Annotated in this window: 14 protein-coding genes; 6 read left to right on the plus strand and 8 right to left on the minus strand. The window is 60.2% G+C overall.

Annotated elements, in window-relative coordinates; genetic code table 11:
• Nucleotide 1: 1 nt before the first annotated feature.
• Nucleotides 2-1,213 (plus strand): benzoate/H(+) symporter BenE family transporter, encoded by a 1,212-nt coding sequence (locus tag NR126_RS14745; protein ID WP_256830508.1) that lies wholly within the window; start codon nt 2-4, stop codon nt 1,211-1,213.
• 79 nt (nt 1,214-1,292) lie between these two features.
• Here the strand turns inward: NR126_RS14745 and NR126_RS14750 are convergent, their stop codons facing one another.
• Nucleotides 1,293-1,532 carry a DUF2790 domain-containing protein gene (locus tag NR126_RS14750; RefSeq protein ID WP_256830509.1) on the minus strand — a complete coding sequence of 80 codons (240 nt, stop codon included), beginning with the start codon at nt 1,530-1,532 and terminating at the stop codon, nt 1,293-1,295.
• Nucleotides 1,533-1,655: 123 nt separating this feature from the next.
• Here NR126_RS14750 and NR126_RS14755 point away from each other — a divergent pair, with 123 nt between their 5' ends.
• The 3 genes from NR126_RS14755 (at nt 1,656) to NR126_RS14765 (ending at nt 3,645) form a co-directional block, all read left to right on the plus strand.
• Entirely contained in the window at nt 1,656-2,588 is a 933-nt protein-coding gene (locus NR126_RS14755; protein ID WP_027617872.1) for a LysR family transcriptional regulator, read from the plus strand.
• Between the two features lie 90 nt (nt 2,589-2,678).
• Nucleotides 2,679-3,365: an energy-coupling factor ABC transporter permease gene (locus NR126_RS14760; RefSeq protein WP_027617873.1), complete on the plus strand. Its 687-nt coding sequence runs from the start codon at nt 2,679-2,681 to the stop codon at nt 3,363-3,365.
• A 64-nt stretch (nt 3,366-3,429) separates the two neighbouring features.
• Nucleotides 3,430-3,645 (plus strand): hypothetical protein, encoded by a 216-nt coding sequence (locus tag NR126_RS14765; protein ID WP_027617874.1) that lies wholly within the window; start codon nt 3,430-3,432, stop codon nt 3,643-3,645.
• Here the strand turns inward: NR126_RS14765 and yacG are convergent.
• From yacG to NR126_RS14785, 4 genes are read right to left on the minus strand one after another with little or no spacing between them, the layout of a single operon-like run.
• A complete protein-coding gene (gene yacG / locus NR126_RS14770) occupies nt 3,642-3,842 on the minus strand; it encodes a DNA gyrase inhibitor YacG (RefSeq protein WP_027617875.1) in 201 nt (66 codons plus the stop codon). The two genes, NR126_RS14765 and yacG, sit on opposite strands and share 4 nt — an antisense overlap.
• A complete protein-coding gene (gene coaE, locus NR126_RS14775) occupies nt 3,839-4,462 on the minus strand; it encodes a dephospho-CoA kinase (RefSeq protein ID WP_105755848.1) in 624 nt (207 codons plus the stop codon). Before coaE ends, yacG begins: the two co-directional genes overlap by 4 nt.
• Nucleotides 4,459-5,331, minus strand: a complete 873-nt coding sequence (locus tag NR126_RS14780) for an A24 family peptidase (RefSeq protein WP_256830510.1) — start codon at nt 5,329-5,331, stop codon at nt 4,459-4,461. The genes coaE and NR126_RS14780 overlap by 4 nt, the downstream gene beginning before the upstream one ends.
• Before the next feature lie 2 nt (nt 5,332-5,333).
• Complete coding sequence (locus NR126_RS14785) at nt 5,334-6,551, minus strand: type II secretion system F family protein (protein WP_105755846.1); 1,218 nt, start codon at nt 6,549-6,551, stop codon at nt 5,334-5,336.
• Nucleotides 6,552-6,776: 225 nt separating this feature from the next.
• Here NR126_RS14785 and NR126_RS14790 point away from each other — a divergent pair, with 225 nt between their 5' ends.
• Nucleotides 6,777-7,193 carry a pilin gene (locus tag NR126_RS14790; RefSeq protein WP_027617879.1) on the plus strand — a complete coding sequence of 139 codons (417 nt, stop codon included), beginning with the start codon at nt 6,777-6,779 and terminating at the stop codon, nt 7,191-7,193.
• A gap of 245 nt (nt 7,194-7,438) precedes the next feature.
• Nucleotides 7,439-7,795 (plus strand): BON domain-containing protein, encoded by a 357-nt coding sequence (locus tag NR126_RS14795; RefSeq protein ID WP_027617880.1) that lies wholly within the window; start codon nt 7,439-7,441, stop codon nt 7,793-7,795.
• 159 nt (nt 7,796-7,954) lie between these two features.
• Here NR126_RS14795 and NR126_RS14800 read toward each other — a convergent pair whose 3' ends face one another.
• From NR126_RS14800 to NR126_RS14810, 3 genes are all read right to left on the minus strand, one after another.
• The gene (locus NR126_RS14800; protein ID WP_256830514.1) at nt 7,955-10,906 is read right to left on the minus strand and encodes a DUF748 domain-containing protein; all 2,952 of its coding nucleotides are present in this window, start codon (nt 10,904-10,906) and stop codon (nt 7,955-7,957) included.
• Nucleotides 10,907-11,000: 94 nt separating this feature from the next.
• Nucleotides 11,001-12,017, minus strand: a complete 1,017-nt coding sequence (locus tag NR126_RS14805) for a class I SAM-dependent rRNA methyltransferase (protein WP_027617882.1) — start codon at nt 12,015-12,017, stop codon at nt 11,001-11,003.
• 55 nt (nt 12,018-12,072) lie between these two features.
• Nucleotides 12,073-12,945 (minus strand): oxygenase MpaB family protein, encoded by an 873-nt coding sequence (locus tag NR126_RS14810; protein ID WP_256830515.1) that lies wholly within the window; start codon nt 12,943-12,945, stop codon nt 12,073-12,075.
• Nucleotides 12,946-12,996 lie beyond the last annotated feature (51 nt).

The following is a 12,996-nucleotide window of genomic DNA, read 5'->3' on the forward strand; positions in this document are numbered from 1 at the left end:
CATGAGAGCGCTATTGCGAGACTTTTCCCTGTCGGCAGCGGTCGCCGGATTTATCGCCACGGTGATTTCCTATGCCGGTCCGCTGGTGATTATTTTCCAGGCGGCAAACGCCGCGCATCTGTCTCGGGAAGTGCTCTCATCCTGGGTCTGGGCGATTTCCATTGGCAGCGCGCTGCTGGGAATCGGCTTGAGCCTGCGTTATCGGGTGCCGGTGATCATTGCCTGGTCGGCGCCGGGTTCGGCTTTGCTGGTGGCACTCTTGCCAGGCATCTCGATGCCAGAGGCGGTGGGGGCGTATCTGGTCAGTAGCCTGATTATCCTGCTGATCGGGATTTCAGGCGCCTTCGACCGGATCATCAGCAAACTGCCCGGGGCGATTGCTGCGGCCATGTTGGCGGGGATTCTGTTCAGCTTCGGCACCGGTTTGTTTGTCTCGCTGCAAGGCAAGCCTTTGCTGGTGCTGGCGATGTTTGCCACCTACCTGCTGTGCAAGCGGATGCTGCCGCGCTATGCGGTGTTGATGGTGCTGCTGGTGGGCTGTTCGATTGCCTTTATCAGCGGTGACTTGCACCGCGATGCCTTGGTGATCGGTTTCGCCACGCCGGTCTGGATCACCCCACAGTTCAGCTTGAGTGCAACCCTGAACATCGCCTTGCCCTTGGTGATGGTGGCGCTGACCGGACAATTCGTGCCGGGCATGGCGGTGTTGCGTGCCAGCGGCTATTCGACTCCGGCCAGTCCGATCATTGCCAGCAGTGCGTTGGGCTCGGCCTTGCTTGCACCGTTTGGCTGTCACGGTCTGAACCTGGCGGCGATTACCGCGGCCATCTGCACGGGACGCGAGGCTCACGAGGATCCGCGCAAGCGCTATGTGGCCGGTGTCGTAGGAGGGCTGTGTTATCTGCTACTGGGGATCTTCGGCGCGACTCTGGTTTCGCTGTTCTCCGCCTTTCCCAAAGAGCTGATCGCGGCACTGGCCGGTTTGGCCTTGTTCGCTGCGATTGCCGGCGCACTGGCCGGCGCCATGGCGGTGCCGAACGACCGCGAGGCGGCGTTGGTGACCTTTCTGGCCACCGCCTCGGGCATGTCGCTGTTTGGCTTGTCTGCGGCATTCTGGGGGCTGATTTTCGGCATGCTCACGCACTTCCTGCTGGGTGTGGGGCGTGCGGAGCCTGAAGTCCAAGGGCGCGTCGACAAAAATCCAGCTCGCTAAGCGCAACGTTTCTGACCGGAACCCTGCGTTACGTTGAAGGTAATAACGTTGACATGGGCTCAGCGACACCTGGACCCTGTCATGCGCCGCTGCAGGTGCCCATGACCTGATAAGTTACCCGGTGGGTCTGGCCTTGAGGGTCGACGTATACCATGGTGGAGGGCACTACGCCGCAGGCGTTGGAGGTATCGCTGATGGATATCACCCGGGCAATGTCCAGCGGCCGTGCCGGATCATAGGGCGTGGTGGCGGGTTCATTACCGGCGGCCAGGGCCGAAGTGGCGACCACCGTGAGGAACAGGCTGAGCAAGGCTTTCATCGTGATGTGCTCCTGAATTGAATTCGATGGAGTCATTTTCGATCGTCGCCAGCCGCCGATAAAGAGGCGAAAGCCTGATGCAGTCTTACAGGAAACGTAACAGTCTTAACCCTGGGAGGGGCCGTGGATTTACTCAACAGCATGCGGGTGTTCGTCCGCGTGGTGGATTGCGCCAGCTTCACTGCCGCCGCCGATGCGCTCGACTTATCCACTGCACAAGTCTCGCGCCTGGTCGCGGATCTGGAGCAACATCTGCAAGCGCGGCTGTTACAGCGCACCACCCGCCGGCTCAGTCTGACTGAGGCCGGTGAGCGCTTCCTGCAGCGCAGCCGGCAAATACTCGAGGATATGCAAGAAGCGACAGAGGAAGCTCGCGGCGCCCATCAAAAGCCCAGCGGGCGCCTGCGGGTGCACAGCATGAATGGCCTTGGTGTGCTGATCACGCCGTTGATTGCCCGCTATTGCGAGCGTTACCCGGACGTGGTGTTCGAGCTGACCCTGTCGCAGCGTAATCCTGATCCGCTGGAGGAAGGGCACGATGTGGTGATTTCCATCGCTTACGAACTGGAGGATTCGCAGCGGGTTGCGCAAACCCTCGGGCAGATCTACAGCGTGCCTTGCGCTGCACCGGCCTATCTGGAACGCCACGGAATCCCCCAGCACCCGTCGGCACTGAATGAGCATCGCTGCTTGCGTATGGTCGATCCGTTGTACAGCGATCAATGGCAACTGCAGGACGGACACGACGAGTACACCATCAGCCCGACCCGCACCTTCCAGTGCAACGTCGCCGAGTCGATGGTCAAGGCCTCCGAGGCGGGCATGGGCATCAGCCTGCTGCCGTTCTATACCGCGACGCGCCCCTTGAGTGACGGCACCCTGGTGCGCCTGCTGCCGAATTGTCGTGCGCGCGAACGCAATGTCTACGCCCTGTACCCGTCTCGGCATTTCCTCGATGCCAAGGTGCGCACCTGGGTGGATTTTCTGAAGATCGAGCTGCCCAAATTGTTCGCCGAACATGAAGCGGTCATGGAGGATTCCCGGCATTGGGCCTGAGGGGCACAAGGCGGGTGTAGACTCAGGTGCTCTGAGGGGTGGCAAGGAGTCCGATGTGAACGTTTGCACTGCAGTCCAGTTGGCTGAAGCATGATCACTGCCCAGTTGCTGTCGACGGAAACCCTGGTGGTCGGTTGGCTGATCTACGTGCCGGTGCTGCTTTGGGCCATGATCCGCGCGCCCTGGGTCGAGTTGTTCAGTGACAGTCGGCGCCAGCACCTGCTGTTCGGCACCGTGTTTGCCCTGTTCATGCTGTGGCTGGTGCGCCGCGACTTCGATACCGGAGTGTCCTATCACTTCATTGGCATGACGGCCGTTACCTTACTGCTGGACTGGCCATTGGCGCTGGTCGGTGGCCTGGTGGCGCAAATCGGCCTGGTGCTGCTGGGGCGCCAGGACTTGGCGGCGATGGGCGTCAATGGCGCATTGCTGATTGTCCTGCCGGTGCTGGTCACCGAGGGCTGTGCGATCCTGGTCGAGCGCGCTCAGCCGCGAAACCCGTTCGTTTATATCTTCTGTTCAGGCTTCTTTGCCGCAGCCCTGTCGGCCCTGTTGTGCCTGCTGGTGGGGCTGGGGGTGTTGTGGCTCGACGAACGTTTCGCCATGCCGGAATGGCTGGAGGATTTTGTCGGTTATCTGTGGCTGATCATCTTCCCCGAGGCCTTTATCAACGGCATGGTCATCAGCGCGCTGGTGGTGTTCTGTCCTGAATGGCTGGAAACTTTTAACCGCACGCGATACCTGTCGGCGCCGTGGAAGGATGATGACAAGGCTTGATCCTGATCAAGGGCTGCCACGGCAGCCAAACCTATGCTCCGAAAAAACCGTGGGGAGCATCGGCATGAGCGTTTATCAGTGGGCGCGACAAGAGGTGAGCGACAGCCTGGCGGCGGCTGAGGGTGCCGGGTTCGAGCCGGGGTTGAGCCTGCGCGCCTTGCTCAGTGCCGTGGTGCAGCAGAGCAAGGCGGTGCGCAGTGTCGAGGACTTGGCCGACGAGTTACAGTTTCTCGCCGAGAACCTCGATGACGCTGAGGATTATCCGTTCATACGCCCTTAGTGGCGGGGTTCGAGGTCGTCGCTGAAGAGGTCGTCCTCGGCATCCGGGCTGACCGGGATCTTGTGCTCCTCCGCGGCCCAGGCCCCGAGATCGATGAGCTTGCAGCGGTCGGAGCAAAAGGGCCGATTGATGTTGCTGGCCGTCCATTCGACAGGTGCGCCGCAGGTTGGGCATTCGACGGTCAGGGGTTGGCTCATGACTGGCCTCCACGCAAAGTTAGGTAAAAGTGATGAAGACGTTCGACTTCGCTATGCAGCCAGGCGAGGTCACGGTCGTTGACCAGCACATCGTCGGCATGACGGATACGTTCTTCGCGACTGGCCTGGACCTTGAGAATCGCCTGAACCTGCTGCTCGCTGGTCTGGTCGCGCTGCAGGGTACGTTCGATCTGTAACTGCTGCGGGGCATCGATTACCAGTACCCGTTGAGTTATCGCATGCTGCCCGGACTCGATGAGCAAGGGCGACACCAGAATGGCGTAGGGCGACTGCGCGCGGGCCAGGTGGGCGGCGATTTCCTCGGCGATCAAAGGGTGCAGGAGTTTTTCCAGCCAGCGACGCTCGTCGGGGATCTCGAAGATCAATTGGCGCAGCGCCGCCCGATCCAACTGTCCGTTTGCCTGCAATACCTGGGCGCCGAAATGTTCGGCAATCTGCGCCAGCGCCGGGCGCCCGGGCTCGACGACCCAGCGTGCGGCGTGATCGGCGTCGACCGCATGGATACCGAGGTTGATGAAGTGCTGCGCTGCCGCGCTTTTGCCGCTACCGATACCGCCGGTGAGGCCAAGAATCCAGGGTTTTTCCACAGGGGTATTCATTTCAAGCCGACAAAATGCCAATAGAAGTCGGTTATTTGACCACCCCAGAGCAGAGCAATCCAGCCGGCAATTGCCAGATAGGGGCCAAACGGGATCGGCGTTGCCGCATTCACCTTGTTCAGCCTTAGCCAGATCAGCCCGAGCACCGCACCCACCAGCGACGCCAGCAGGATCGTCAAGGGCAGGATCTGCCAACCGCCCCAGGCCCCCAGCAGCGCCAGGAGCTTGAAATCACCGTGGCCGATACCTTCCTTGCCGGTGAGCAACTTGAACAGCCAGTACACCGTCCACAGGCTCAGGTAACCCGCAACGGCGCCCCACAGGGCGTCCGGGAGGGGCACGAAAAGTTCGCCCGCGTTGATGATCAATCCCAGCCATAGCAGCGGCAGGACCAGCACGTCCGGCAGCAGTTGGTGATCGGCATCGATCAGACACAACGCCAACAAGCCCCAGCTCAACAGCAGCATGGCGCCAGCCTGCCAGCCAAAGCCGAAGTCCCAGGCGACGAATCCGGACACCAGGCAGCAGGCCAGTTCGACCAGCGGATAACGTGCGCTGATTGGCGCTCGACAGTGTGCACAGCGACCGCGCAGGCACAGATAACTGAGCAGCGGAATGTTGTCCCGGGCACGCAGTGGATGCGCGCAGTGCGGGCAATGGGACTGGGGCAGCATCAGGTTGTAGATGGGGCCTGCTGCATCCCCGGGAAGGCCCAGTACTTCAAGGGCCTGCTGGCGCCAGTCGCGCTCGAGCATTTTCGGCAGACGCCAGACCAGCACATTAAGAAAGCTGCCAATCACCAGTCCAAGGACCAGGGCAAAAAGGATAAAGGCCAGCGGGTAGACAGTCAGGAATTCACTCAAGGGCATGTTCAGATCGCTGAGCCAAGTTGGAAAATGGGCAGGTACAGGGCGACCACCAGGCCACCCACCATCACGCCGAGTATGACCATGATCAGCGGCTCCAGCAGACTGGTGAGTTGATCAACCCGCGTGTCGACCTGCGTTTCATAGTAGCTCGCGACTTTCTCGAGCATATCGTCCAATGCACCGGATTCTTCACCGATGGCGGTCATTTGTACGGCCATGTGCGGAAACACCCCGCTGGCTCGCATTGCCGCGTGGAGTTGCATGCCCGTGGCAACCTCCTGACGAATGCGCAGCACGGCGCGTTTGTACACGACGTTACCGGTGGCGCCAGCGACCGCGATCAGCGCCTCCAGCAGCGGCACGCCCGCGGCGAACGTGATCGACAGGGTGCGAGCATAGCGGGTGACGGCCGATTTCTGCAGCAGGCCACCAATCAGCGGCAGCTTCAAGCATTGTGCCTGCAGCCAGTCGCTTAGTGCAGGTGAGCGGCGGTAGATAAAGCGCCCCGTCAGCAGGGCGCCGCACAATCCACCCAACAGTAGCCAGTACCAGCGCTGCATGAACTCGGAAAGACCGATCACCAGCAGGGTGAACCCGGGAAGTTCAGCGTCGAATCCGGCAAACATTGACTCGAACTGCGGCACCACATTGACCAGCAAAATGCCAGTGACCAGGATCGCTACCACCACCACGGCCAATGGGTAGGTAATGGCTTTGCTGATCCGCGCCTTGAGATGTTCCTGGCGCTCGCGGTGAATCGCCACTCGCTCCAAAAGGCTATCCAGGGCGCCTGCCTGCTCGCCGGCGTCGATCAGGTTGCAGTACAGCTCGTCGAAGTATCGCGGTTGTCGGCGTAACGACGCAGCGAAACTGCTGCCCCCGGACACATCCTGCTTCAGAGATTGCACCAGACTGCGCATATGTGGGTTGGCGAAACCTTCGCCAATGATCGCGAATGCCTGCAGCAAGGGCACGCCGGCCTTAATCATGGTCGCCAGTTGGCGGGTGAAAAGTGTGATGTCGTGAGCCTCGATCCGATCGCGCAGGTGAAACAGCGGCGTGGTTTTTTTTCGTACTGTTCGGGGTGTTATGCCTTGCTGGCGTAAGCGGGCCTTGATCAGGGCAGGGGTTTGTCCGCTCAATTCGCCGCTGACCGAGGCACCTGTGGTGTCTACGCCTTCCCATCTGTAGACGCAGGCCTTAATTGATTTGCGCGCCATGAATCAATCCTTGATTGGCTGAGGGTGCGCAAGCCTATCCAAGGGAACGAGGGCAGTGGGTGCTGTTGCGGTGACAAAAAATGTCGGTTTGTACGCTTTATCAGGCCCTCCGTGAACAGGGCCAATTGCCCGAAGCCTTCGTCAGCAAGGCCTGCCGGTCTTGGCATGGGCTGTGCTGAGCAGTGCGCGGAGCATTTGCTTCGCCTCATCCAAGGAGCAGGAGTCATGCAAAGACAAAAGGGATTCACCCTGATCGAGTTGCTGATCGTCGTGGCGATCATCGGAATTCTGGCAACTGTCGCACTGCCGCTGTATTCCAAGTATCAGGCCCGGGCCAAGGTCACGGCCGGCCTGGCCGAGATTGCTGCGCTGAAAGTGCCGTTCGAAGACATCATCAATCAAGGTGACGACCCGACCCTGGTACGCCTCGGAGCGCAGCCGACCACCAGCCATTGCGCGTTGACAGCGACCGGGACGGCGGCGGCAGGTGTGGGCAATATTGGCTGTACACTGCTCAATGCGCCCGGCCCGGTCCTGAACAAAACCATCACCCTGTCACGTACTGAAAGCGGTGGATGGAACTGTGCAACCTCGGTCGCAGTTGAGCTCTCGCCCAAAGGCTGTACCGCGAGCGAAAGCTGAATCCCGTAACTGAGAGAAACTTGCGGCATTTCATGGCGTTAGGCCTTGTCTGAAAGCCGCAACTTGCAAGTCGAGAATGGCCGGGTCATGCAAATTGCATGATCCGGTTTTTTTCATAACTTTATAAGTTTATGATTTATAAGGATTTATTGAATTTTCGAAAGTTGGCACAGCCTTCGCAACATTAGGGATAACCCTGCTGAGATGACACACAGCAGTTTTTCTGAAAAACAGGAGTTACCCGTATGAAGAAGCTCGCTATCGCTGCTGCAACTGCTACCGCTCTGACCCTGACTATGGCTAACGCGGCTTTTGCACAGACCTCGCAAACCACTCAGTCGCCTATGGTGTTGGCTGCCGGTGAAATGACCGAAGCCAAGGAAGCCACCTCCGATACCTGGATCACCACCAAAGTCAAAGCTGATCTGGTCACCGAAAAAGGCATTCCAGGCACCGACATCAAAGTTGAAACCAACAAAGGGGTGGTATCGCTGTCGTCCACCACGGCTGTGACCGATTCGCAGAAAGCCACCGCTGTGGCAATCGCGAAAAAAATCAAGGGCGTCAAAGCCGTATCGGCTGACGGTCTGAAAGCCGAATAATCGGCAAGGCTTTTTGCCTGGACTGGGAGAAGAGGCGGCAGGCGAGCCAGGTTATCCGTCTGCTGCAACTCCAGAGTTCACGCAACTGGCCACAGGGATGTGGCATCACGGGCCCCGACAACAGTGTCGGGGCCCGTTCTATTGTGCGGTCGGGAAAGTTTATTCGGCGTCCAGGTGCATCGGCGTGATGACCTTGCCATCGCTTTCGGCCTGGCCGAGGTTGGCGTCGATGAAGTACACACGATCATCGGCCAGTTGGCCTTTGTCCACCAGGTAGTCCTTGATACTGCTGGCGCGGTCCTGACCCAATTGGCGCAACAATACGTCACTGGACGCCCAGAATTTGATCACGCCTTCACGCATTTTTGCCGCCCGTTCCTCCTTGCCCAGGTCCTTCCATTCAGCCGGCGGCTGGGCTTTCAGGCGCGTGCGGTAGATGCCTTCAAGTAGCGGGGTTTTCTCGCTTTCCGGGACTTCCAGTAACGAAGCCTGGGCCGGGACCTTGTCGCCGCGCCGTTGGAGGATCTTGTAGTAGTTGTACTGGTATTCACGTTCCAGGCGCTGCTCGGCAATCAGCGGGCCGTCGCTGCTTTGTGCGGCGGTGCCTTCGATTTCCAGGCGCAGGGCAGGGCGTTCCTTGAGGGCATTCGCCAGCTTGACCAGCGCGCCTTCCGCATCCTTGCTCAAGTCACTGGAACCGGGGGCGAAGGCCACGGTGCCGAGATCTTCCGAGCCGCCACCTGCAATCAGGCCACCGATCAGTTTGAACGGCGCTGCCGCTGCCTTGACGATCAGGTTGCGCAAGGTTTGCCAGACGATTGGCATCACACTGAATTGCGGGTTGTTGAGATCACCCGTGACCGGCAATTCAATGGAGATCTTGCCATCCACATCCTTGAGCAAGGCCACCGCAAGCTTCAGCGGCAGGCTGACGGCGTCCGGGCTGTCGACTTTCTCACCCAGCTCAAGTTGCTCCACCACCACCTTGTTTTCAGCCTTGAGCTGGCCTTTGGTGATCAGGTAGTGCAGATCGAGATTGAGCCGGCCTTTGCGGATCCGATAGCCGGCGAACTTGCCGGAATAGGGGGTCAGGGTCGTCAATTCGACCCGCTTGAAGCTGGTGGCGATGTCCAGCGCAGCCATCGGGTCGAATGGATTGACGCTGCCCTTGATGGTCACGGGAGCGTAACGGTCGACCTTACCCTTGACGTCAACGCTGGCGGGTTTTTGCTGGCGACTGTCGATGGTGCCGATCTGGCCGTTGAGTTGCTGGATGGCGGTGGCGAAGTTTGGCGTCAGGCTGAAGTCGGCGAAGTTCGCCGAGCCGTCGTTGATCGCAATCGCGCCAATATGAATGCCCAATGGCTTGTCTTTACCAGCCGCCGGTTGCGTTGTTGCGGTTGTCTTGCTGGCGGAATCGGCTGGTTGCGGGATCAGCAAATCATCAATGTTGGTGGTGCGATCATCGTTGATCATGAAGCGCACGTAGGGCTGTTGCAGGTTTATCCGGTCAATCGACAGGCTGTCGCCATGCTGATAATTCAGTCCTTCGACCATGACCTTCTGCCACTTGAGAAGATCTCGGGACTTCAGTGTGTCGAGCGTGTGCAACTGATCGACCTGGGCCTTGCCGGTGACGGTGAACGCCAGCGGTTCGGTGCTTTTCAGGTTCACGGCCAGGTCGCTGCCGAGCATGCCGGAGCGCAGCTCCAGGAGAATGAACGGACTGATGTACGACTGGGCCACCCGCAGATCGATATCGCGGGTCTGCACGTTGAGTTTGGCGCTGACCGGTGCCAGGTTGACCTCGCCCTCGGCGAGGATCTTGCCCTGCTTGCCCAGGCCGCTGTCGAGCTTGAGGCTGAAAGGCGAACCGTTGAGGCTGTCGAAGTTTTTCAGGTCCAGGTTCAGCGGTCCGAGTTCCAGGGCCACGGCCGGTTTTACCTGGCGGTCAGCCAGGTGCACCTGGTAATTGCGCAGTTCGACGTCCTTGAGCAGCACTTGCCAGGGTTTGCTCGGGGCAGCGGGCTCAGGCTTGGGTGAGTCGGCGGCCGCCGGTGCCGTGGCTGTTTCCTTTTTGGCGGCTGGCTTGGCCGGTTGGCTGGCGAAGAGTTTTTGCCAGTCGAGCTGACCATCTGCTTCGCGGGCGGCCCAGGTTTCAAGTTTCTGGCTGCGGATCTTGCCAACAATCACTTGCTGCTTGGCCAGGTCGAGTGTGGTCTCGCTGACGTCCAGGCGCTCCAGGCGAGCCAGCGGCCGGCCATCCGGGGCCTTGATGGCAAAAGGCGCGATACTCACCGAGGTGTTGTTCAGCAGCAACTCGGTTTCCTTGCTCAGATTCAGTTTGTAGTCAGTGCTGAGGCTGACGGTGCCGTCTTCAAGCACCAATGGCACCGCGTCGCGGACGTAGGGCCAAAAGGCTTTCATCTTGCCTTCGGTGACCTTCAGGGTGCCTTCCGAGGTAATGGGCAACAGGCTGACTTTACCGCTCCAATCGATCTGACCGCCGTTGGGACCGATGGCCACCAGGTTCATTTCGGCGTTGTCGTCGGGCAGGGTGCTGAGGTTTTTCAGCTCGAAGTTGAGCTTGTCGTATAGAAATTCGATGGGCTCGCTGGGACGCAAATCCTGAAAATGCAGGTTGCCGCCGGCCAGGTTGATGCGATCGATGCGCAGCGGGAACGGCTTGGCCTGCGGATCGGCGGGAGCGGGTTCGCTGGCGGGTAGTTTGAACAGTTGAGTGAGATTGAGGCTGCCGTCCTTGCTGAAGAGGATCTCGGTTTTCGGCTTGTCCAGTTGCACATCGGCCAGGTGCAGGGCGTGGGTCCACAGGCTGTCGATCTGCAGGTCGGCATAGAGACGCTCGAAAGCGACGTGCTCCTTGCCTGGTTCGCCGATATTCAGGCCCCACACCGTGAGTTCCAGGCTGAAGGGATTGAGCTCGATGCGCTGGATGCTCGCCGGCACCGCCGCGTAATTGACCAATTGTTGATTGGCGATCCGCAGGGCGATGCCCGGCAAAATCAGAAACCCCAGCAAGCTGTACAGGGCGAGAGCAGTCAACAAGGCGCCGACGGCGCGAATCAATCCTTTGGACATGTGCGGCTTCATCTATCTGAATCGGAAGTGCCTTGGAGTATGGCACGCGATTCTGGTTCCGAAGCAATGACCTCAATCAGGATTGTTCGGAATCTTCCTACAAGCCTTAGAGCTGCAAAATCAGGGTTTTCAGCGGTGGCTGCTGGTCCATCGAGGGGAAATCAACGGCAGGAGGCAGCGCTTGCCACTCGCGTACCGGGCGACCGGCTTTCTCCGCGCAGCGCAGCACCTGCTCGCGCCAGTCATCCATGCTGACTTTCGCCAGGTTGTTGCAGCAGATTAGCACGCCATTCTCGGCGGTACTCAGCAGGGCCGGTTTCAACAGGCTTTGGTAGTCGCGCAGCAGGTCGACGGTGCCAAATGCACTCTTTGCCCAGGCGGGCGGGTCGAGCAGGACCAGGTCGTACTGACGCTGCTCCAGACGTGGATAGCTCGGCAGCTTTTGCCCGCGGCGCTGGCTGATGGGCAGGCCGGCCAATTGGCGAATGGCCGGGAAGTAGTCGGACTGCACGAATTGCATTTCCGGCAACTGCGGATTGAGCTGGCCATTTTCCCGGCCGACTGCCAGGTTACCCTCGGCAAAGTCCAGATTGCACACTTCCCGCGCGCCACCGGCCGCGGCACTGAGGCCGACGCCACAGGTGTAGGCAAACAGGTTGAGCACGCTCTTGTTCTTGCTGTGCGCCTTGACCCAGCCACGGGCGTTGCGCAGGTCGAGGAACAACAGCGGATCCTGCCCGGCGTGGCGGCCGCGGACCCGGTAGTTCAGGCCCCACTCATGGCCCACCAGATCGGCGAGCGCGGCATCATCAGCGCGGTACACGCTGTCTTCACGGTCGATGCGCGAGTTGCCCCGGGAACGGTCGTTGTAGACCAGTAAAGTGTCCAGTTGCAGGTGTTGATTGATGCTGGCGTGCAGCGCCAGCAGGTCTTCGCGCTGCAGCGTCTGGTGGAAGCTCTGTACCAGCAATTGCGGGCCGTAACGGTCGACGGTCAGGCCGCCGGCACCTTCCTGGCTGCCATGAAACAGGCGATAGCAGTCGGTGCCCTGCTGGTGCAGCTCGGCAAGCAGGTCCTGGCGATGATCGAGTGCGGCGCGCAGCGCCTGGTTCAAGGAAGACATGGTGCGCGCCTTGCTGGGAATTTGGCGCGCGAGTTTAACAGGATTGCGCACAGATTCATTTCAACAAACCCATCCGGCGCCTGGCCCGCTGCACCGAACCATTGCGCACCGCCCAGCGCAGCATCGGCGTGCTGCGCCTGACGCTGGCGCGTATCAGTTGGCGTTGCAACGCGCTCTGGCTGACGTCAAGCATGGCACTGGCCCAGTCGGGCAGCAGGTCGATACCGGCCTGCATCATCAAGCCGCCAAAAGGTTTGGCCATGCGACTGGGAGCGGGTGCATTCAGCAGCAGGCGCAGCACCTCGCGACTACGTTCGTCACACAGCAGTTGTGGGCGAATTCGCTCAAGGTAATCAGCAATTTCCTGGCGCGAGCGAGGCACTTCGCGGGCGCCCAGGCGTTCGGCGATCAGGGCGATCTCCGCGTAGTAACGGTCCTGGTCGCTGGGCGCGAGGTGCGGGTTGCGGTAGCGCAGATGGGCCGCCAGAAAGCTGCTGACTTCGGCCACATGGACCCAGGTCAGCAAGTCCGGGTCGCTGGCGGCGTAGGTGCGGCCGTCGGGTGCGGTGCCGACCACCTGCAGATGGATAGTGCGGACTTTTTCGATCAGCCAGTCGGCATCCTGGCGTGAGCCGAAGGTGGTGCCGGAAATGAATTGTCCGGTGCGGCGCAGGCGTCCAAGCATGTCCTGGCGAAAGTTCGAATGATCCCAGACCCCGGCCAGCGCCAGCGGGTGCAGGGCTTGCAGCATCAGGGCGCTGATGCCGCCGATTAACATGCTGCTGAAATCGCCATGGACTTGCCAACTGATCGAGTCGGGGCCGAACAGCCCGGGATCGCCCTTGGGGTTTTCCAGATCGAGCTTGCCCAGGGACAGGCCGGTCAGGCTCATGATCTGGGTTTCTATGCGGGTACGAATGAATTCCATGACAACTCGATAGCGACAACAGGCGTCATGGCGCGGTGTCTGGCCGCGCCG

The organism is Pseudomonas sp. Pse1 (genome assembly GCF_024519635.1).
Taxonomy (GTDB): domain Bacteria; phylum Pseudomonadota; class Gammaproteobacteria; order Pseudomonadales; family Pseudomonadaceae; genus Aquipseudomonas.